Annotated in this window: 20 protein-coding genes and 2 pseudogenes; 3 read left to right on the forward strand and 19 right to left on the reverse strand. The window is 40.0% G+C overall.

Annotation, left to right across the window (positions count from 1 at the left end; genetic code table 11):
* The first annotated feature begins 158 nt into the window (after positions 1 to 158).
* Positions 159 to 386 (forward strand): hypothetical protein, encoded by a 228-nt coding sequence (locus DCC39_RS16700; protein ID WP_116556040.1) that lies wholly within the window; start codon positions 159 to 161, stop codon positions 384 to 386.
* 90 nt (positions 387 to 476) lie between these two features.
* On the opposite strand, the gene DCC39_RS16705 is transcribed toward DCC39_RS16700, so the two are convergent.
* The 8 genes and pseudogenes from DCC39_RS16705 to DCC39_RS16740 form a co-directional block, all read right to left on the reverse strand.
* Positions 477 to 698 carry a hypothetical protein gene (locus DCC39_RS16705; protein ID WP_116556041.1) on the reverse strand — a complete coding sequence of 74 codons (222 nt, stop codon included), beginning with the start codon at positions 696 to 698 and terminating at the stop codon, positions 477 to 479.
* 17 nt (positions 699 to 715) lie between these two features.
* Entirely contained in the window at positions 716 to 1,090 is a 375-nt protein-coding gene (locus DCC39_RS16710; protein ID WP_116556042.1) for a carboxymuconolactone decarboxylase family protein, read from the reverse strand.
* 38 nt (positions 1,091 to 1,128) lie between these two features.
* Positions 1,129 to 1,260: pseudogene (locus DCC39_RS16715) on the reverse strand (SDR family NAD(P)-dependent oxidoreductase); the annotation flags it as partial.
* Positions 1,261 to 1,563: 303 nt separating this feature from the next.
* Positions 1,564 to 2,664 (reverse strand): ABC transporter permease, encoded by a 1,101-nt coding sequence (locus DCC39_RS16720; protein WP_116556044.1) that lies wholly within the window; start codon positions 2,662 to 2,664, stop codon positions 1,564 to 1,566.
* Entirely contained in the window at positions 2,664 to 3,929 is a 1,266-nt protein-coding gene (locus tag DCC39_RS16725; protein ID WP_116556045.1) for an ABC transporter permease, read from the reverse strand. The genes DCC39_RS16720 and DCC39_RS16725 overlap by 1 nt, the downstream gene beginning before the upstream one ends.
* Positions 3,930 to 3,941: 12 nt before the next feature.
* Positions 3,942 to 4,874 carry an ABC transporter ATP-binding protein gene (locus DCC39_RS16730; protein ID WP_116556046.1) on the reverse strand — a complete coding sequence of 311 codons (933 nt, stop codon included), beginning with the start codon at positions 4,872 to 4,874 and terminating at the stop codon, positions 3,942 to 3,944.
* A 127-nt stretch (positions 4,875 to 5,001) separates the two neighbouring features.
* On the reverse strand, positions 5,002 to 5,634 hold the full coding sequence (locus DCC39_RS16735) for a response regulator transcription factor (protein ID WP_116556047.1): 633 nt from the start codon (positions 5,632 to 5,634) through the stop codon (positions 5,002 to 5,004).
* Positions 5,627 to 6,766 (reverse strand): sensor histidine kinase, encoded by a 1,140-nt coding sequence (locus tag DCC39_RS16740; protein ID WP_116556048.1) that lies wholly within the window; start codon positions 6,764 to 6,766, stop codon positions 5,627 to 5,629. The genes DCC39_RS16735 and DCC39_RS16740 overlap by 8 nt, the downstream gene beginning before the upstream one ends.
* Before the next feature lie 62 nt (positions 6,767 to 6,828).
* On the opposite strand from DCC39_RS16740, the gene DCC39_RS19200 reads away from it, so the two are divergent.
* On the forward strand, positions 6,829 to 6,999 hold the full coding sequence (locus DCC39_RS19200) for a hypothetical protein (RefSeq protein WP_165820916.1): 171 nt from the start codon (positions 6,829 to 6,831) through the stop codon (positions 6,997 to 6,999).
* A 293-nt stretch (positions 7,000 to 7,292) separates the two neighbouring features.
* Here DCC39_RS19200 and DCC39_RS16745 read toward each other — a convergent pair whose 3' ends face one another.
* The 8 genes and pseudogenes from DCC39_RS16745 to DCC39_RS16780 all read right to left on the reverse strand — a co-directional run bounded on the left by DCC39_RS16745 (position 7,293) and on the right by DCC39_RS16780 (position 16,710).
* Complete coding sequence (locus DCC39_RS16745) at positions 7,293 to 8,333, reverse strand: LLM class flavin-dependent oxidoreductase (RefSeq protein WP_116556049.1); 1,041 nt, start codon at positions 8,331 to 8,333, stop codon at positions 7,293 to 7,295.
* 298 nt (positions 8,334 to 8,631) lie between these two features.
* The gene (locus DCC39_RS16750; protein ID WP_116556050.1) at positions 8,632 to 9,048 is read right to left on the reverse strand and encodes a MarR family winged helix-turn-helix transcriptional regulator; all 417 of its coding nucleotides are present in this window, start codon (positions 9,046 to 9,048) and stop codon (positions 8,632 to 8,634) included.
* A gap of 546 nt (positions 9,049 to 9,594) precedes the next feature.
* A complete protein-coding gene (locus DCC39_RS16755; RefSeq protein WP_407071870.1) occupies positions 9,595 to 11,616 on the reverse strand; it encodes a serine hydrolase domain-containing protein in 2,022 nt (673 codons plus the stop codon).
* Positions 11,617 to 11,798: 182 nt separating this feature from the next.
* Positions 11,799 to 12,491, reverse strand: a complete 693-nt coding sequence (locus DCC39_RS16760; RefSeq protein ID WP_116556052.1) for an ABC transporter permease — start codon at positions 12,489 to 12,491, stop codon at positions 11,799 to 11,801.
* On the reverse strand, positions 12,463 to 13,407 hold the full coding sequence (locus DCC39_RS16765) for an ABC transporter ATP-binding protein (RefSeq protein ID WP_116556053.1): 945 nt from the start codon (positions 13,405 to 13,407) through the stop codon (positions 12,463 to 12,465). Before DCC39_RS16765 ends, DCC39_RS16760 begins: the two co-directional genes overlap by 29 nt.
* A gap of 104 nt (positions 13,408 to 13,511) precedes the next feature.
* A pseudogene (locus DCC39_RS16770) lies at positions 13,512 to 14,476 on the reverse strand (sensor histidine kinase).
* Positions 14,477 to 15,181, reverse strand: a complete 705-nt coding sequence (locus DCC39_RS16775; RefSeq protein ID WP_116556058.1) for a response regulator transcription factor — start codon at positions 15,179 to 15,181, stop codon at positions 14,477 to 14,479. It abuts the pseudogene before it with no gap.
* 131 nt (positions 15,182 to 15,312) lie between these two features.
* The gene (locus DCC39_RS16780; protein ID WP_116556054.1) at positions 15,313 to 16,710 is read right to left on the reverse strand and encodes a right-handed parallel beta-helix repeat-containing protein; all 1,398 of its coding nucleotides are present in this window, start codon (positions 16,708 to 16,710) and stop codon (positions 15,313 to 15,315) included.
* Positions 16,711 to 17,166: 456 nt separating this feature from the next.
* On the opposite strand from DCC39_RS16780, the gene DCC39_RS16785 reads away from it, so the two are divergent.
* Complete coding sequence (locus tag DCC39_RS16785) at positions 17,167 to 17,643, forward strand: SRPBCC family protein (protein ID WP_116556059.1); 477 nt, start codon at positions 17,167 to 17,169, stop codon at positions 17,641 to 17,643.
* A 254-nt stretch (positions 17,644 to 17,897) separates the two neighbouring features.
* On the opposite strand, the gene DCC39_RS19895 is transcribed toward DCC39_RS16785, so the two are convergent.
* From DCC39_RS19895 to DCC39_RS16805, 3 genes are all read right to left on the reverse strand, one after another.
* Positions 17,898 to 18,074, reverse strand: coding sequence for a hypothetical protein (locus DCC39_RS19895; protein ID WP_116556055.1), 177 nt, complete (start codon positions 18,072 to 18,074; stop codon positions 17,898 to 17,900).
* Between the two features lie 48 nt (positions 18,075 to 18,122).
* Entirely contained in the window at positions 18,123 to 19,034 is a 912-nt protein-coding gene (locus DCC39_RS16800; protein WP_116556056.1) for an NAD(P)/FAD-dependent oxidoreductase, read from the reverse strand.
* Positions 19,035 to 19,177: 143 nt separating this feature from the next.
* Positions 19,178 to 19,579, reverse strand: a complete 402-nt coding sequence (locus DCC39_RS16805; RefSeq protein ID WP_116556057.1) for an Rrf2 family transcriptional regulator — start codon at positions 19,577 to 19,579, stop codon at positions 19,178 to 19,180.
* Positions 19,580 to 19,791: the final 212 nt, after the last annotated feature.

Raw genomic sequence — 19,791 nt, forward strand, 5'->3', positions numbered from 1 at the left:
AACTAATGCATTCTTTGATGTTTTTAACGACGATACTGTCACTTAACAATATAGTCCGTTTTCCCCCTAGAAATTCCTCTTAGATTTCATCTTCATGGTATTAAACGATAAACATTGCACACAATAAAATAGAATTTAAAGAAAAAGGAGAGATTGTCATGTCAAAGCAAGAAGCACAGGCAACACTACAACAGATTGCTCAAATAGCTCAACAGCTGGAACAGACGGAGCGTCAAAATGCGGAACGGTTTCAACAGGCGCAGCAACAGGGTACAACGAGTGCTACGAATCAGCTACAATTTACGCAACGCGAACAAAATGCGGCACAGCAGTTACAGCAAATTCAACAGCTTGTCACACAATGCCAACAACAATTGAACCAATAATTCAGTAAAATATGCAAAATGACCCCGACAATTACACCGGGGTCATTTTCCTTATCAGTTTTTTTAGCATAGAAAATCGCTTGCTGAAGATCAACAATCGTTAACCGAGTTACTTTTGTAATCGTGCTGCTGTAAGTTGCCAATAATCCGTTTCCCTGATATTTTTTTCTCATCATATTCAATCTTAACTTCACCATCCGCTGTGTCCACTAAAACTCTATCTATGCCATCAAATTGATTTAGGTAATGTTCGATGTCTTGAATAGCAGGACCGGATGTTGCTTCTTTTACAACAATAGTTACTTCAGCCACTGACATGAACTCCTTTTTTATGTGGAAGTTTGGTTGTAATGATCAAATGTATCCATTGCAAGTGTTACACCTTGGGAGAATGCCGTACCACCGCCTAAAGCTGCACTAATTGCAATTGCCTCCATCAATTCTTCCTCGGTGGCTCCGTGATCCACGGCACCTTTTGTATGATAGATAATGCAATATTCGTCCTGTGCATAAATACTTATACTAAGTGCAGTTAGTTGTTTATGTTTTTTACTAATTGCCCCTTCTCGAAAACATGCTTCAGTAAAATCAAAGTATCCTTGAGTAATTTCTGGCAATCGGTTGCTTAATCGACTACTCCCTTGTTTAAAATCAGTAATTGATTGGTCAAAATAATTTACACTTTCATTGTCATTCATTTCCATTCGTTTTTTCACCTCAAAAGTTTTAAATAACAGTCCAACAGACTTCCAACATTAATTAGAGCACCTGGAACACCTCTTTTAAAATGTTCCACAACGGCCTTGCTCCCATAGATAACACCTGAAACGTTTGTATCAAACATACGCTTTATGTCATCTATGCTTACTTCCATAGTTTATCCAAAGACGGGTTGGATATGCCCGTATTATTAACCCATATATAAAATGCCCAAACTCTTAAATAACCGTCTCCACAATTTAGTTTGCTTCGAAATCTCTAAATGTTGAAGTGGGTCTTGTCCAGCTTTAGGACCTAGCTCTTCGAAAAAATTTCTTCCTCCGTCGGGATACAAATCATCCACTACTCGGAAGAGCACTTTTCTCTCAGAGCTGAACAGGCCCTTCAGCTTTTCTTATTACGGACGGCCGCACTGGGATAAAAAATCATCTAAATATTTACTCATCTCACCTAAAAACTAATTACTTCTGCGCTCGATAAGGTTAATCCCTATACCCATGGCCACTACTCCAATCAACAACATCACCATTAGCGGCATCATGACCTCTTGCAAGCCGGCATCATAGAAAATGACAGATAAAATGGCATCCATGGCATGTGCCATTGGAAATAAATCAGCAATAAAGAGTAACACAGGATTCGTAATCGTCCCTGGCATCATATAGGCTCCGCTAATAAGTGGAATAAGCGGAATCAATGATGGATAAATAGCATAAAATTGCTCTGGTGTCTTCACAAAACCGGTAATTAACATAGCAATGCTAATCATGCTAAATGTAAAGAACGCAGAAATCAAAATAATCATCAACAGATTATCTCCAACCTCATAATTCATCACATACTTAAATACGATCAGCACAACAACAATTTGAAACAGAGCGATCAAAAAGCTATATAAGATATAACCGAAATACATACTCGTTTTACTGATCGGTGACAGAATCAACCGATTCCAAATACCAGAAACCTTGTCATGTGTCACATTGTTAACCTTAAAACCAACAATAAACATTGAAATCAAAAAAGTAAAAGCAAACAATAATTGAGTACTCATGTTATAATTAGGAATCTCTTCACTGTCAAGCCCTTGAAACTCGATCTGAAAAGGGGCATCGGATAGATAGCTCTCGATTTCATTCCGAATATTTTCATTTCCTTCTGATTTGGTAATCGCACGAATTTGTGCCTCTCGTTGAAATACTTTTTCAACATGCTGCTGAACATAAGACACACTCGGAAGTTCACTCGTTGCGACTAATCTGTAGTCCAACTCCATCAACTTTACTGCTACATCGACCTTCCCCTCCCTTACATCTTCACGGGCTTGGTCCGGATCGACTATTACAAAGCGAAAGGAATCATCAACATTCAACAACTCTTCCCACTTTTTCTCGATTTCCGAGGCATTTTCTTCCTCACTAAAAATAGCAACCTTTGTCGGTGAATGAACACCTCCACCGAATAAAAGGGTAGCGAGAATACTTCCAATAATAAATAATAGAACAACTAACGGGTTTCGTTTATCTTTAGCAAATTGTGCCCATACTATTGAAGTCACTACGCTTTCCCCCTATTCGGATACAAGGCTAAAGCAATCACGGTACATAATAAAAAGAAACCGATCAATAAGACGCTTGGCATGACTAAGGAGGATAACTCCCTAAATTGGATCCACTCTGTTAACATCACTAAAGATAGACCGTTTGGTGTCCACTCTCCAATTTGTTGCAGCCAATCAGGTAATACATAAATAGGAACAAAGTTTCCTCCGATCACACCAAACAGTAAAATAATTAACATAAAAATCCCATTTGCCGCATCAATATTCGTCATTCTCAGGGAAATGGTGGTAAAAACAGCAGCTAATCCGGCAATCGATAGCGAAAGTAAGGTAACAACTCCCACAATGCCAGACCAAAAGGCCATGGAACGACCAGGAAATACATCTAAGATGAAGTGAGATAATATAAATACAAACATAATTTGTAACCAAGCTAAGCAAAACGTTGACACCATTTTCCCTATTAAAAAAAGCATTGGATTACTATTCGCTAATAAGATTCGATTGAACACCTGTTGCCTAATTTCGACTCCTGTTTTAGTTGCGACCGTAGCCGCTAAGAATAAGGCAAACAATGCTCCCATCGCAATCGTAAAATATTGGGTTAACGTAAAGCTTTCCCCCGTTCCTACTTCCTCAAAGCCTCCTTCTGGAAGCGTCACTTCTGCCTCCGAGGCACCGTCTATTTTCTGTAGTGCAAACTGATAATTCATATTATCAATGAAGCCGTGAATGATATTGTATAACGTACTATTGTTATTCGTTTCTTTTTCCATCTTATATTTCAACGAGATCGTAGAAGATTCTCCTGTAAAAGCAGCATATAAGCTATCAGCAGTAAAACCATCAGGTATAACAAGGATGGCGTCTAGATCGCCATCTTCAACTTTGTCCACTGCCTCTGCTCCTTCAAGCTTGTGAACTGTTACCCATTCCTTTACATCCTCACTGCCAAGATAGTCTAATAACATTTGAACAGGACGTACAACACTTGCTTGTTCAACTAGCTTTAGCGCTTCCTCTTCTCCTAATGAAGCTTCCTTAACCAATTTTTCCTTCAATTGTGCCATTGCCTTTGTTTCGTCATCCTGATTCACGACGGCTAATTGTAAATCCATAGACAACTCTTTTTCGTTGCCAAACAATCCAGCAAAAGCAAAATTTAACACAACTACTAAAATGATGGGAAGCACAAGTACCGTAATAAGCTCTTTCCGATCACGCCAAAATATTAACAAATCCTTTTTTATAAAGCTTCGCATCATTACACCCCCTCAATTCCGTAACGTCCGTCCAGTCAAATGAAGAAATACGTCCTCCAAACTAGGAGTCTCTGTATGAAAATTAATGATTTGCATATGATGCTGATCGGCAAGATGGACAAGCTCACTGATCAAATTGCTGCCTTTTTTTGCAATGATCTTCATTTGTAAATGAGAAGCCTCTACTTTACGAATACCGTCTATCGTCTTTACATGCTCGGCAAAAGCTTCGTCCATCCTGCTTAACTCTAGTTTTATCGTATCCTCAGTCGATAAAATGCTAAGTAATTCAGCTTTTGTACCTGCTGCAATAATTTCGCCATGGTCCATAATGTATACTCGATCACAGAGTTGTTCAACTTCCTCCATGTAATGACTTGTGTATAAGATCGTCGTCCCATCTTTTTCATTTAATCTTCGTACCGTTTCCAAGATATGATTTCTTGATTGCGGGTCAATGCCAACGGTTGGCTCATCTAAAATGAGAATTTGCGGCTGATGTAATAATGCTGCCGCAATGTTGAGCCTACGCTTCATGCCGCCAGAAAAAGTTTTCACTACATCCTTTTGGCGATCTTCTAATCCTACAATTTCCAATACTTTTCTAATGCTTTTTTCTAGTTCCTTTCCTTTCATTTTATAAATGGATCCAAAAAATTTAAGGTTTTCATAGGCTGAAAGCTCCTGATAAAGCGCTAATTCCTGCGGTACGACACCTAAAATTTTTCTAATTTCTCCCGGTTTTTCAATCGTATTTACACCATTCAACTTTATTTCACCGCTTGTCGGCTTTAACAAAGTTGAAATCATTGAAATCGTCGTAGATTTCCCGGCCCCATTAGGCCCTAATAAACCAACGGATTCTCCATTGTCCAAATATAAATTGACATCTTGCACTGCCTTTTTTCCTTTGAAAAATTTGCTTAAACGTATTGCTTCAAGCATGAGGTGGCCTCCTTTTTTCTCTCATCCGTTTTCTTATAACTGCATCTTAAAATAAAAAAACCAAAGCCACTACTGACTCTGGTCACTCTGCAAATAAACTTTTGTTACTTTCGTCATTTTTTCTAACTTATATCAAACGGTGGCGAATTGCATAAATCGCTAACTGTGTTCGATCCCTTAATTCCAATTTATCTAAAATGTGACTCGTTTGATTCTTAACCGTGCCCACTGACAAGCCTAATCGTTCCGCTGCTTCCTTATTGTTCAATCCTTCTCCAATACACTTTAAAATCGCTCTTTCCCTTGGTGTTAACGTCGGATCAATGGACTCCTCTACTTGATTTTGAAGTAATACAGGCATCACCTTTGCCGCAACCTGATCCTCCAATGAGAGGCCACCACCTATTGCACTTTTAATCGAACGTATCAGTGACGCTGTATCCCCATTTTTCAACATATAACCACTAACACCCAGTTTTAGGGCGTCCATCACATATTGATTATCATCAAAAGTAGTCAGCATTAGAATTTTCATATGAGGAAAACGCGAGCGTAAAATCTTAGCCGCTTCAATTCCATCCATTTCAGGCATACGTATATCTAAAATCGCCACATCAAAAAGCTGTTTATCGCATAAACGGACCGCTTCCCTGCCATTGTCAGCTTCTCCCGTTACTTCAATTTCTTCATCCGTTTCGATCATCGCCTTTAAACCTTGGCGCACCATTACTTGATCTTCTGCCAGCAGCACTTTAATCATACGGCTCACTCCTTTCTATTAATCTCATACTGCCTCTTACTACAAATTGGCGCTCGTCATGATGGATTTCCAATGAACCGCCTACTTTTTCTAATCGATTGCGCATCGCCTTTAGACCATATCCCTCTTGAAAAAAGGGATCAGGAGCTGTGAGGTTGATCACTTCAAAGCGAAAAATACTCCCGCCAGGGGATTCAAACATCACTTGCGCCTCTCTTGTAGAGCTATGCTTCATAATATTGGTCAGTGCCTCTTGGACGGCGCGATAGATCGCAAAGGACTGCTCCCCTGTTAATGGTGCAGCAAACGCTCCATGCTTAACAGAAAAATTAATTTTCATAAAGCTTTCCATTTCTAATTTACGAATTAATCGTATAACACCTTGTAATCCGCCTACTTCTCTTTCCTTAAAGGATCTCACAGCTCGTCTTGTTTCTTTTAAGCTTTGTTCAGCAAGCGCTTTAAGATTTTTGATTTTTTCTTTGTCCTTTTCAGCTGCAGTTAAGCGGAAAGCCTCAAATTGCATGATTAGTGCTGTGAGTTTATGGCCAACAGAATCATGTATTTCATGGCCAATCAACATTCGCTCATCCTGTCTTGCCTGCTCTTCCTCCGTCAAAAGCTGCCTTTTCATCTTTCTGTATTCATCTAGCAAGGCATCATTCTTTTTTCGTGTATCTATTTCCCGTTTACGTATGGCTTGGTAATGCAGCATTGCGCTCACTAATAAAAGATAAAAAAGTCCACACCAAGCCAATTGTGAGGCAGTAAGGGATGATTCCGTGATGATCCACGTCATACTTCCTAGCTGAACACCAATCACAACCAAACTTTTCAACCGAGAAAGGTAAAAAACAGCTTCGGCGATTATTAATGCTTGTATTAACAATACATATGGATTAAACACTTGGTCTAAAGGATAAAAGATAACTATTGTTGCCAGTGCTTGTATACAGAATAATATGCTTTGTACCATAAGTTTTTCTGTAAAAAGCGGAAGAATAAACAATATAATGAAAAATAAGCAAATACTCGCTAGGCGTCCTTCGTTTAAGCTCGGTGGAAAGCCTAAAAAGGCTAATGCCCATACAACACAGTGGATAGCAAGCCAAATAAAATACGTTTTTTTCATATATTCAAAATCCTCCAACAAAACTCAGTGACATCCTCTCTCCATTGAAATGGAGAGCTTCCTTGTGGAAATTCGGTAGCTGCTCACTCGACAGAGGCACGGATGAAGAAATAGTCGTGCCCGTTGTTCCATTTCAGTATGAAAAAGAAAACGGACATGCAAGTGATTTCAGGCAAATACAAAAAAATAAGGCGATCCATTCCCTCATTGAAATGAAGGGCGTTCTCGCCTAATGATCGTAATAAAGGACATGCCACTGACGGGATTCGAACCCGTACTCGTTTCCTAAGCATAGGCTAGGGGAGAACACGCTTCCCTACGGAATTTCACCGGCAGGAATTGCACCTGCCTCAGCTGTTTTTGCTTTTCGGTGCTTCTGAAACCCTTGCCTTGCGACCCGGTTCTACAATTTGTTTTCCGGCGCTCTTCCCTTCTGGAGCTACAGTGGCGGTTTTAAAGTGCATTTATTATACCAAAAAATGAAGATACTTGTGTAGTTGGGTTATCCCCTTCTTCTCCTTAGCCACTACACTTTTTCATTATTTGAAGGAGAAAGATTAAAAGCGTCTGCCAAAAGTGCATATGACTTATGTCGTGTGGTTTTTTCGGTCAACATATTCAAAATCATAATTTCATCAACCATTGCATCTTTCGCAAGTTTCCTTAGTTTCTTCTCTACATTCTCCACGCTGCCTATCACAAAGCGACCCTTATTTTCTCGTCGCACTGCTTCCTCTTGGTCTGTATAGACATGGGAACTCGCTTCTTCAAGCGTTGGAGGAGCTAGATGAAATTCTCCCGTTCCCCATCTTACCCATTGTAATTCCGCTGGTCCTGCCAGATATTCTGCTTCTTCCTCTGTCTCAGCAGCAACAACAATGATGGCCAGTACGCTTTTCGGTTCAGGCATAAAAGATGAAGGTTTAAAGTTTTCACGATAAGCGCGCAGCATTGGTACTGCCAAATGGGGAGAAATGTGTGCTGCGAATACAAACCCAAGTCCGTAGTGTGAAGCGAACTGCATACCTCCATTACTTGACCCGAGCATATAAATATCAGGTATCAAATTCTTATCCGGTGAAGGAGTAATATCTTTGAATGGGTGATTATCAGGAAACTTACGCGAAAAAAAGGAAAGCAATTCATTTAATTGCTCAGGAAAATCATAAGTAGTCACCGCTTCTCGTGATCGCCTTAATGCCAATGCAGTCAGGCCATCCGTCCCAGGCGCCCGACCAATTCCAAGGTCAATTCGCCCAGGATGCAATGCTTCCAGTAAAGAAAAATTCTCTGCTACCTTAAGTGGACTGTGATTCGGCAGCATGATCCCACCAGATCCTATACGAATGTTTTTCGAAATGGCTGCTGCATGGGCACTTAATAAATCAGGAGAAGTACTCATCTGGTGCTTCGTATTATGATGTTCCGCAAACCAGTAGCGGGTGTAGCCAAGACGATCAGCTAACTGCACAAGCTCCGTAGAGTTTAGTAATGTTTGTGTTGCTGATTCTCCATTATATATTGTTGCCAAGTCTAAAATGGATAATTGTAAATCCGTTTTTGCCATGCAAATCAATCCCTTTCAATTTTATTTGTAATCTTGGAAAATGCTCCTGAAAAACCCGACCATCCTCACCCATCTCCCCGTATTCGATTGGGAACGGCTCTCTCGAGTTGAGTGAATTCATTCTTCATTCCCAATTACTTAGCAGGCTAATTTTTTAAAAGAAAACTCGCTGATTGGCGAGCCCAAAAAGGCGAAGACAGAAGCGTAGTTACACTTATACTTAGGACTTAAAATTTCTTCTACCGTGCTGCAAATTAATACTTCCCTAACGTATAAAAAAAGGCTTTACACCTCAGGATTAAGAAATATTTTCAAGCATTTGTTGCATAAGACGACGCAGCAATAAGCGTTCCTCAGGCAAGATACCGTCCAGCAGCTTCTCTTGCTGATTTCTCCAAACTTCCTGAACCGGTTGTTGCAAAGATCGGCCTTCGGATGTTAAATAAACCCTGCTTACTCTCCCATCTGCGCTATCACGCCTGCGATAAACTAAACCGTATTCTTCGAGCTTCTTTATCATATTCGTTACAGTGGGAGGTTCACAGCCCATGCGTTCACTTAACTCCAACTGTGTAATGCCTTCTTCCATCCAAAGCTGGCATAGTGCATGATCCTGGCCAACATGAATGTTAAATTGGCGCAGCAAGCCTGAGTAATTACGTCGTGTTTGGGAGCATATTTTACCAAGAAGTTCCCGAATCTCATCATCAACCATAGCATCCACCTTCTTTTTATTTAGTACCCTAAATATATTTCACTCCTTTATCTCAGTCAAACTATTGTACTTAATCATCTGTGTCAAGTTAATCAAGTTTTCCTGTTCAATAATAGAGCCATTAATAAAATATCATTATGTTATTTGTTAAAAAACCCCTTTATAATGGTGTGCGTACCTCATGTGCGACAGTAGCAATCACGGTAAAAGCCGATGATTGCTCAGCGTAGGAATCATCGGCTTTTTTCTAGATTGGATTAATTTAGAATCGATGTTAGTAGAAGTCAAATACAGCAGAAGATATTCAAAAAGCATATGCTGATATTTTTTCAGTCTACAAAGCAATGGATATCAAATTGATAAACAGTTAAACTTTTCTCAAAACGGTATGACTTTTTTTAAACAGCACAACTTTATTTTAAATCAACAATTATAAGTAGATTTATAGGCTTTCACTCGAAATTTTGTTGCTTTGAGTTCGCTCTATCTATAGTCTTAGATTTAATTGACATCTTATCTCGTATCAAACAGGCAATATCTACTATTCTAATTATTATCCAAACTGATTTTAAATACATCTCCTACATTGCCACCAAAAACGATCAACCCATCTTCTGGCAGTACTACTGAATTTTTATGGCTTGCCCTTGAGAAATTTACAGTCTTTCCCTCTTTGTCGTAAACTGCAAATCCTCCACTTGCTGGAACATCGACCGTCATGATCTGATTGGCTGATTTTTCATCAATTTTATACCATCTTGCATGGCCATCAGGTTTTATTGTAGGAGTCGATGTTTTCCCTCCAGAGATTGGTTTTATAGCATCCTCGCTAATATAGGAGAATCCATCAATCTCTAAATACTCCTCTTGTTTCATTTTGTAAAAATTTAAATCAAATACATCTCTTCCGGCCATAATTGGAATTTCGACAGCATTTACTGCTTTATTCTCATCCATAATTTTAGTGCCGTTTGCGTATCCATGATCAAGATCAACAGATATATTCTTTATTAAGATCGATGGATCTAGATAGAAAACAGAAGTGATCTTCTCATCTAAAGCATAGTACTTTTTCCCATTTCTTTTTTTCCATACCTGTTTAGTTGTATCATTTAAAGGATTGGCATCTAGCTTTTGGTATTCATAGGTTACCATACCCATCTGGCCTATTCCCGGAAAATCCGAATATGCGTTAAGCTTTAAATAGGTTTTACCATTTGTTTGATTGTCAAAGCTTACTACCGCACTGCCATCGCTACTTTTGAATTGTCCATTGCCGGTATACACATATTGTTGTGCTGGTATAAGCCCTCCAAGCTCTGGTAATTTAATTACCCCATTATTAATCTCGATATTTATTGTTGAATCCACTGTTCCGTATAATCCAGAATAAGAAAGCAAATCGGAGGGCATTTCTACCTGTTTAGGAGGCTCAAATGTTTTGTCAGGTAGTATGTCTTTAATAATACCTTTATCCTTTAAGTATTCTAATAACACATTAGATGCAAATATCGTATTAAAAATGGAGCTGCCACCGGATGAGAGCACAGCTATAGAGATATTATATTCTGGTATGGCAATCAAGTCAGCATGATACAGAATTGTATCTCCACCTTTAGATAATGCAGTGATTCCATATTCATTAAACGGTGCCAAGCTAACGGCGTCCCAACCAAGACCATAATTCGTGCTATTGGTCTCGTCAGAAACCCACACTCCTTTTTTATATTCAGGACTTTGCATAGACTTTACTGATTTTTCAGATAAAATGTCTGTGTGTTTGCCTATTAATACTTCTGAAAACTTACTTAATTCTTCTGCCGTCGAATATAACCCTCCTGCTCCGATGACATTGGCATTCTCAACGGGTAAAGCCTTATCTATCGTAGGAAAGTAAGTTTTTGCCAGCCTTTGTCTATCAAAATTGTCGAGTGGTGTTTTGGTAGAGTTTAAATTTAATAGGTTGCGAATATAGGTTTCAAGAAAATCCGTATAGCTTAAACCACTCACTCGTTCAACCAATATTTCAAGCAGTTGGAACCCATCATTACAATACACAGAATACTCACCAGGTTTGGATTTTAAACGACTGGTTTGTAATTTTTCTAATAATTGATCATGATTTTGGGTATCATTATCATCAAATAACATACTGTTTCCGTAATGAGTACCGTAAAGTCCTGACGAATGATTCATTAGCATACGTGGTGTAATATCTTTATATCTTTCATCTGACATTGAAAAGTCTTTGATATACGTTGTAAGTGGTTTATCTAGATCGACTTTATGAGAATCAACCAACATCATCGTTGCAGCCGTTACATACATCTTGCTTACCGAGCCGATACCAAACATCGTGTCTTTGGTTATCGGAGCCTTGGTCGCTTTATCATAGACCCCAGCACTATCTGACAAGGTAATGGAGCCATTATCGTTGATTGCATACTGTATACCACTTACATCATACTTAGATACGATCTCCGAAGCCATATTATGAGCCGTTTCTTTGATTCGATCCTTATGATCTTTATTACCTAGAACATGGGTTATCGGTATTATTAAAAACATATAAAAAATGACCATAGAAGCAATGATTACAGAAACTCTTCTCTTCATTATTAAATCCCCCGTATATTATGATTAATAAATGAACTCATACAATTGAGTTCATTCATAATCAGCATTGTTAAAAAACACTGGCTAAATTAACCTTTATATAATCTTTGAGGTAACTTGGTGAAATAATCCGTTCACCCCACATCCACCCGATCAATATTCCGAAAGCTTAGATAAGTAATGAGTATGCCCAGTACAGCAAGGGACAAAGGAATTACAATAATAGAACTTAGGCTAAAACCTCCATTGCTCGAGCATACGATCATTACGATAAAAATGGACGACGCGACAGTGGCTGCCGCTGATTTCTTGCGTAAGCCCAACACCAGTGCCAACAAGCTCATTCCGGCTGCTCCGAAGGCCTGTAGCAACACATATATTGCATGATGAACTAGCAACGTGGTCGTTAAAGTGCCGGACACGTAGCCAAAGCTATGATTAATCGTGATAAACAAGGCGTCAATGAGCAGATTGGCTAAAACGACATTGACGAATGTCCAGAAGAATACGATCGACAGTTTGGCAAGAATAAGTTTCTTGCGGTTTATTGGATAGGCGAATAAGAGGGTGATGGTCTTATCCTTGAATTCGTTAATAATAAGCTTTGATATGAGCACCGATGCGTAAATGATAAACGTCGCCAGTACAAGTGTATTAATAGCATTCAGCGCATCCTCATAGTTCTGAAATCCATCCTCCGCCATGTTATGGCTGGTAAAATAAATAATCACCATAAGACCGGCGATGCCCGCGTAAGCAAGCAGGGCTCCCCATAGGTAACCGTTAAGGGCGCCTTTCTTAAACTCCAGCTTGATAAGATGCTTCATAGTTCGTACCTCCTTTAATCATATCGAAGAAGTATTCCTCTAATGAATGATGGTGGCGATTGATCGATTCAATCGGCACATCGTTCAATACAAGTTCTTTGGATAACGTATCCTGCGAAATTCTCAAGTCATAGACACGTATTGCACGATCGCTGATTTGTTTGAAATTATTTAAATCCAGTTTCTTCTCTAGCACGAAGGCAGCAAGGGTAATATTCGAGGTGACAATCTCCACATAATCCGTTGTAGATGCCCGAACATCTTCCATAGATACCTGACGAATCAATTGTCCACCATTGATAACGCCGATCGTGTCGGCTACCTGCTCAATCTCCGAAAGCAAATGGCTGGAAATCAAAAGCGATAGGCCCCATTCATCGCGCAGCCTGCGGAATAAATTTCGTATGACTTGAATGCCTTCCGGGTCTAAGCCATTCACGGGTTCATCCAATAATAGCAATTCAGGCCGGGTAGAGATCGCCCGCGCAATCCCGAGCCGCTGTCTCATGCCAAGCGAGAATTGCTTTACAGGCTTGTCATCAACCCCCGATAGCTGTACTAGCTCCAATGCTTCACGAACTCTCTGTGTATTGTAATACCCCATGTACTCGCCATGAAGCTCTAGATTTTGCTCCGCGGTTAGCTTCTCATAGAAGACCGGGGTTTCAATCAAATGGCCGATTCGTTTGAGGTGTTCCGTCGAATTGATATTCAACCGCTCTCCGAACAGCTCGATTTCGCCCCCAGTGGGCTTCACCAGTCCAAGCAACATCTTCATTAAAGTCGATTTCCCTGCGCCATTCGGCCCGAGAAATCCGTAGATTTCGCCGCGTTGAACGTTCATATTGACGCTAGACACAACCTCTTCCGCTCCGTAACTCTTACTAAGTAACTTTGTTCGGATGACACTTGTCACTTCCTTCACTCCCTGCTTATTTTTATCTCATAATTAGAATAGCGAAGAACTCTCTCTTTTCTATAACGAAAAACTTACTTATTTCTTAATTTGGCCGTTTCACTTTATTGAGAGGAGCCGAATTCGGACTTGGGAAGGGTTACAGTAAAACAAGTGCGCTGATTCGGAATGCTGACCAGGCTAATGCGGGCGCCCAATCGCTCTGTGAGTCTCTTTGTAATGGCGAGCCCCAGCCCGCTGCCTTGTAATTGCGGTTTCTCGAATCATCCATTGTGTACATTCTTTCAAAGATTCTTTCTTGATCCGCCTTAGCGATGCCGCGTCCACGATCAATCACGTCAATCTGGACTTCCTCTTTGACCGGTGTAAGCGACAATCCCAGATACCCTCCGTCTGCACCATAACGTATGGCGTTGGACAGCAAATTATCAAGAATTCTTGACAGAGCCTCCTCATTCGCATACACCCATACCGGCTCTTCGGGAAGACGAATATCCACCTTGATATCCTGTTCAGAAAGAAGATCGAAATAAACCAATATACGCTGACGGCACACCTCACAAACGTCCACTATGGAGAGCGGAATGTCGTAGTCATCAGACTCGAGTTTAGACAAATCAAAAAAGGCATTGATCAGTTCCTGCACCTGGGTCGTCTTTTTGTGGACCTGGCCAAGCATCCTTCGGCGTTCATCCTCAGACAAGTCGGAATTCCGGTCAAGTACCTCAGCGTAGCCCACAATGACAGTGAGCGGCGTTTTTAAATCATGGGACACATTCGACAGCATCCTGCGCATCGACTGTTCCATTTGCTCATAATCTGAAGCCGACTGACGCGCGCGGTCAAGTAGTGCATTGACCGCACGAAGCAGCTCCTGCAGCTCGGGTTCACCGGTCACCACGAGAAGACTTTCCTGCGTTAGGGGTTGGTTTTCGTCTGTAAATTTCCCCATTTTTTTGTTAATGTAGGCCAGATCATTTCGAATCGCCTTTCTCGATGCCCGCTCACGTAAATACAATAGGAAAAATCCCACAGCAACAATCAGCCAGATCCACCAAAACATTGCCATTTACTGTTCTCCCAGCCGATAACCGATTCCCCACAGCGTGCAAATATAACGGGGATTGGACGGATCGTCCTCAATCTTCTCCCGCAAGCGCCTCATATGTACGTTAATGACATTGTCGTCATGATAGTATTCTTCATCCCATACAAGTTGATAAAGCATCGCCTTCGTATAAACCCGCGTCGGATGTTGAACAAACAGCTTCAGGATCTGAAATTCCTTGGCGGTCAGCTTAATCTCTTTGTTTTTCTTCAAGACTTTGAAATTATTGGGATCTATGATTAATTCGCCGACAGACAGTAACTGCCGTTCCGGCTCATTCCCGTTATCAGCGTTGGAATATTGCGTTGCCCTGCGAATGGCTGCCTCAACACGTGCGGCTAATTCAATCGGCGAGAACGGTTTGGAAATATAATCATCAGCGCCAAATCGCAGGCCAAGTGCCTTATCGACTTCTCCGTCCTTTGCCGACAAAATAAGAATGGGCACCCGGCTTTGTTCCCTAAGTCTTCGCAAAACCTCTAGTCCATTCAGCTTGGGAAGCATTAAATCCAATAGGACCAGGTCAAAGCCGTCTGGCACGAACTGCCGAAGAGCTTGTTCTCCATCATGGACAACTGTAGATTGGTATCCTTCTTTTTCCAGGTAATCTGCTACCATGTCGCTGATTTCTGGATCATCCTCAATAATCAGTAGGTTTCCCTTCATTGCATGGTCCTCCTCATTCCTTAATCCAATCCCGTTTTTTTCCTTTTTACTATTCTTCTTTCCCTTATTCAACCTAAAATGACACCTTGACATATCTTGCAAAGCAATTGTTACAGATTTCTCCATGAAATTTATTCTATAATTTTTAATGCAAGTGAATCCTTTTTTAGTTCAAAATCAAATTTCTTTGCATTTTTATATCTTGGATCTAGATAACTGGATTCTTCATCACTATTTGAGGCTTTTTTAAATTCCGTAAAAGAAGTATATTCTTCTTCTTTCCAGACCCATCTTCCCTTCTTTCCTTTTTCTTTATGGAATACATTCTTCTTTAGTTTATTTTCTTTATTTGTTGTAAAATAGTTAGCGATAAATATGCGGGATGATCCAGCAGTCAAAAGATTTTTTTCGATCACGTTGTTTTTTATGCCATACTGTAATAAAAGCTGGCCGCCATCTAGACCCTTCGTGTCATTTCGATAAATAATATTTTGAGAGATAACTGAATTTTTAGTCCCTCCCCGTTTTTTATCATACCCTCCAATTGATATTCCAGTGTAAAAGTTATGATATAAAATATTGTTTGTAATTTTAATAGTATCAGCATATTTTTTTGGATGCTCTGAGGCTGCTTCTATTCCGATATCGCTTTTATAAACAGTATTCTTTTCAATGGTTATATTTTTTCCACCATCTACATAAATTCCTGCTGCAGAATACTCTTCCCCGTAAGCTGGACTGCCAAAAGAGGATATTTCATAAACCTTATTATTTTTTACAACTCCATTACGTACAAAGTCAGCTTTTTCATCATGAGAGGTACCTTCGTAACCAATCAGATCGATGCCGATATTATCATTTCGGCGAACTAGGTTGCTTTCCACTGCAAAGCCGTCAATATTTCCATTAAGAACAAGAGATTCACTAGAACCGAGCTTTAAATCTTCTATTGTATTACTCAAAACATTTATATCCGTCATTGCACCTGTTCCGTATATCGCGATTCCATGACCATTACCATCTTCTGCAAGTGTTTCTATCCGGCGCACATGGTTATTTTCTAATGTGATATGACTGCTGGAACCTGTTACATAAATCCCCATGACTGTTTCATCTGATAAATCAGTCGTTAAATCCTGAATAATTAATCCGCTAATAGTAATATAGTTTTTATTATCAATCGTAATTAAGGATGTATCCCCTTCAGCATCCTTTAGTTTTTTTCCACTAAGAACCACCTTATCCTTTTTGTATGCTCGAAAAGTAATTGGTTTTGATTTTGTTCCACTATGTTTTACGACAAGCTTTTCGTTGTAAGTTCCTTTTCGTATGAAGACAGTTGTCCCTGCCTTAGCTTCAGATGCAGCTTTTTTTAGTGTGCGATAGGGCTTTGATTTTTTACCATCATTTTGATCATCTCCATTTACAGCCACGTATATAGCGTTATCCTGTTTTGCATTAGCATTATTTAATATCAAAACAATTATGATAGCAGCCGCAGCCAAGAGAATAAAAATAATCTTTTTCATTTAATCATTCCTTAATTGAAATGAATTCTTCTCTTTCATAATGCACTGGAATTAATGAAAATGCTATTTTCTGCTACGCTGTACCAAGATCTCGAAAAACGATTAGAGAGATGTTAACAGACGATCCCCCAAAAAAGATCGGGCAACTCTCCATTCTATTATTATACGGTGCAACACGAATCCTTCCCATGCCGAACCGGCATGCGGCCCCTATTAGTTTTGTCAAAAATAGCAATCGATAAGAAACGAGACGTGTACCATTATGATAGGGTAACAGTGTATACCAATATTTAAAATGAAAGGATTGTAAAAGATGGGAAAGTTGAAACCCTATATTATTTCGGAGGATGCGAGATCGCAAGGTGAGTTTTATACACAAGCGCTCAACGGACAGATCATGTATGTAACGACTCATGAAGAGTCTATGGGCGAAATTTTTTGAAGTCTGTAAGGATCATGACGAATTTCAACACTGGAAGAATTGACTCCGCATCGAGAATCATTTCAGCACCGCCGCCAGCTGTCTATCAGGCATTCCTGAATCCGGAGGCGCTGGTTTCGTGGCTTCCACCGAAAGGGATGAAAGGCCGTATTGAGACGTTCGATGCCCGGGAAGGCGGAACCTATCGAATGTCCCTCACCTATGTCGAAGCCAATCGATCAACTCCCGGCAAAACTACGGAAGACACCGACACCGTTCAGGGAACATTCTTGAAGCTGGTCGAGAATAAGCAGATCGTGCAGCGAATTGAATTCGAATCCGAGGACCCCGCATTCGCCGGGGCGATGATCATGACTTGGACACTGCGCGCCGTCTCGAAAGGCACCGAAGTCACCATCGTTTGCGAGAACGTGCCGGAAGGAATCCGGCAGGACGATCACGAAGAAGGGATGAGGTCCACGCTGGCCAATCTCGCCACTTTTCTAGAGTGATCGGCGCTTAGCTCAACCCCTAAGAAATGACTTGCAGAGAAAGATCTTTGCAATTGATCATTTTCTGCTTCTGTTATTTCATTAAAGTGCCACAATTGTTGAAGAGATATAACTAGATTTTACTTTAGTCAGGCTCGTAACTCTTTAAGGTATTACCCCGTGTGATGCACGAAAAGGGAAGGGCAAGCTGCAATCTTATAACCGCCTGACGATTCAGGTGAATTTGAAAAGAGTAGAACCAATGCAACATCCACCTACATAAATACTTTTTTTCTTATCATGATGTCTGCTAAGCATAAACTGATCATCAAGCATAACCATATAGCAATTGTGTAGGAAGTACTATAAGAAAATTGCAAGGCATTGTGTAAAATAGCCACAATGATGTAGATAATCATATTCCCAAAGGCAAGAAAAAAGCTTCTTGCCATCCATGAACTATGCCAGTAGGAACCAAAAGTTTTTCCTAAGCCGCCAAATTAAAATCTTTCATCTGTAATATCAGCATTTACAATACCTCCGGCCATATATCCTTCCGCTGCAGCTATCATTAATGATGAAGGAGCGGATTTTTGAACCTCCCCAGCCACATAAATGTTTTTCTGTGAGGTTCTATTCATATCATCCGTTACAATTTGGCCGTTTTCCTTTATTTCACACCCAAGGTGTTCAGCAAACTGATTCGGTCGGTAAAATGATGGTGCAATAAATCCACCCTTTCTTTCGATTTCTAGTCCTGAAGCAAAAACCACCTTTTGGAGGCAACCATTTTTCCCGATCAATTTTTTTATGTGTTCCGTGACGACTGTCAATCCTTTCCGTTCCAGCTCGCTCTGAATATGTTGTGATATTTCATGACCATTGGTTGCGACTAATAAATCTTTAGACCAGTTATGAACAAGTTTTGCTATATGATAAATGGTAGCTTCATTTTCTGCGATTGTAATTAATGGTTGATCCCTTAATTCCCACCCATCACAATATGGGCAGCTGAATAGACTTTTGCCGTAATACGTTTTAATGTCTGGTACACATGGGTATTCCTCTTGAATCCCTGTTGCCAAAATAATCTTTTCCGTTAGATATTCTCCACCTGTAGATGTCGTAATCTTAAACGTTTGGTCACTCGTTTTTGTAACTTGCTCCACGGTTTCTCTAAAAAAATGAACAGATGGATACTTTTTTAGTTCTTCCAGCGCAATATTTTTGAACTCGGCTGGCTTAATCCCATCCCGTGTGATAAAACCATGTGATTCTTGCGTAACCCGGTTTCTGTTTGTCCCATCATCAAATAAAGCGATATTTCTTCGTGATCTCCCAAGTATTAAACTGGCACCTAAACCCGCAGGCCCAGCCCCTAAAATTGCACAATCAAATACTTCTTTCACAATGGTTATCCTCCTTCGAATCCGAATAAAAACATTTTGTCCAAATTTTTTATTTTAACTATTTGATATCCAAAACGCACAAAAAAATACAACACCGACTTAATGGATAGTTAATATCCGTAATGCAGCTTGAAAACAACCGTATTTTAAAGAATTCCAGTTGCTTTCTTAGCTAGATCGGAAATTTTTTGATGCCTCAATTCCTCCTCCATTCTTTCTTCTGCCGAACTCATTACCTTTTGAATCAGACAATCGGGATTATGGTTCAAACAACCATCAAATAAGGAAGCAGATCCTTCAATCGCATGAATGATGTCTAGAAACGAAATGTCTTCCCAGCCTGGCTTTAGCTTATATCCACCATTGGCACCGGAGGCAGATTCAATCATTCCCGCCTTAACCAACTTCGTCAGGATTTTGGACAAATATGTAGGTGAAACCTCTAGCCGTTGGGCCAACTCCTGTACACCAACACGTAGATTTGGGGTGGCTATCGCAAAATGAAGCATAGTGTGAAGGGCATAGTTTGTCGCTTTAGAATACTTCATCGAATGATCACCTCAATCAAAGACTTTATCTGTCTACTATATCCTTCATCGTGGGACATTGTCAACCTTTCATGCTGTAAACGGTATAACTCTATTTTAAACAGTACATCTTTTTTGCAATCGGTACGACTTTAAGATGGTTACTTACTCAACTTTCGCACCTAGTAAAAATTAAAATATTCAAGTTCCTGTAAAGTTCATATCCGTTTAAG

It is taken from the genome of Pueribacillus theae (assembly GCF_003097615.1).
Lineage (GTDB): Bacteria > Bacillota > Bacilli > Bacillales > UBA6769 > Pueribacillus > Pueribacillus theae.

What these genes read in the sequence shown, in the direction of transcription:
- DCC39_RS16700 (WP_116556040.1), top strand. Translation starts at nt 159, where the DNA reads ATGTCAAAGCAAGAAGCACAGGCAACACTACAACAGATTGCTCAAATA.
- DCC39_RS16710 (WP_116556042.1), bottom strand. Translation starts at nt 1,090, where the DNA reads ATGGAAATGAATGACAATGAAAGTGTAAATTATTTTGACCAATCAATT.
- DCC39_RS16725 (WP_116556045.1), bottom strand. Translation starts at nt 3,929, where the DNA reads ATGCGAAGCTTTATAAAAAAGGATTTGTTAATATTTTGGCGTGATCGG.
- DCC39_RS16730 (WP_116556046.1), bottom strand. Translation starts at nt 4,874, where the DNA reads ATGCTTGAAGCAATACGTTTAAGCAAATTTTTCAAAGGAAAAAAGGCA.
- DCC39_RS16735 (WP_116556047.1), bottom strand. Translation starts at nt 5,634, where the DNA reads ATGATTAAAGTGCTGCTGGCAGAAGATCAAGTAATGGTGCGCCAAGGT.
- DCC39_RS16740 (WP_116556048.1), bottom strand. Translation starts at nt 6,766, where the DNA reads ATGAAAAAAACGTATTTTATTTGGCTTGCTATCCACTGTGTTGTATGG.
- DCC39_RS16745 (WP_116556049.1), bottom strand. Translation starts at nt 8,333, where the DNA reads ATGGCAAAAACGGATTTACAATTATCCATTTTAGACTTGGCAACAATA.
- DCC39_RS16750 (WP_116556050.1), bottom strand. Translation starts at nt 9,048, where the DNA reads ATGGTTGATGATGAGATTCGGGAACTTCTTGGTAAAATATGCTCCCAA.
- DCC39_RS16755 (WP_407071870.1), bottom strand. Translation starts at nt 11,616, where the DNA reads ATGTTTTTAATAATACCGATAACCCATGTTCTAGGTAATAAAGATCAT.
- DCC39_RS16760 (WP_116556052.1), bottom strand. Translation starts at nt 12,491, where the DNA reads ATGAAGCATCTTATCAAGCTGGAGTTTAAGAAAGGCGCCCTTAACGGT.
- DCC39_RS16775 (WP_116556058.1), bottom strand. Translation starts at nt 15,181, where the DNA reads ATGAAGGGAAACCTACTGATTATTGAGGATGATCCAGAAATCAGCGAC.
- DCC39_RS16780 (WP_116556054.1), bottom strand. Translation starts at nt 16,710, where the DNA reads ATGAAAAAGATTATTTTTATTCTCTTGGCTGCGGCTGCTATCATAATT.
- DCC39_RS16785 (WP_116556059.1), top strand. Translation starts at nt 17,167, where the DNA reads ATGACGAATTTCAACACTGGAAGAATTGACTCCGCATCGAGAATCATT.
- DCC39_RS19895 (WP_116556055.1), bottom strand. Translation starts at nt 18,074, where the DNA reads ATGGCAAGAAGCTTTTTTCTTGCCTTTGGGAATATGATTATCTACATC.
- DCC39_RS16805 (WP_116556057.1), bottom strand. Translation starts at nt 19,579, where the DNA reads ATGAAGTATTCTAAAGCGACAAACTATGCCCTTCACACTATGCTTCAT.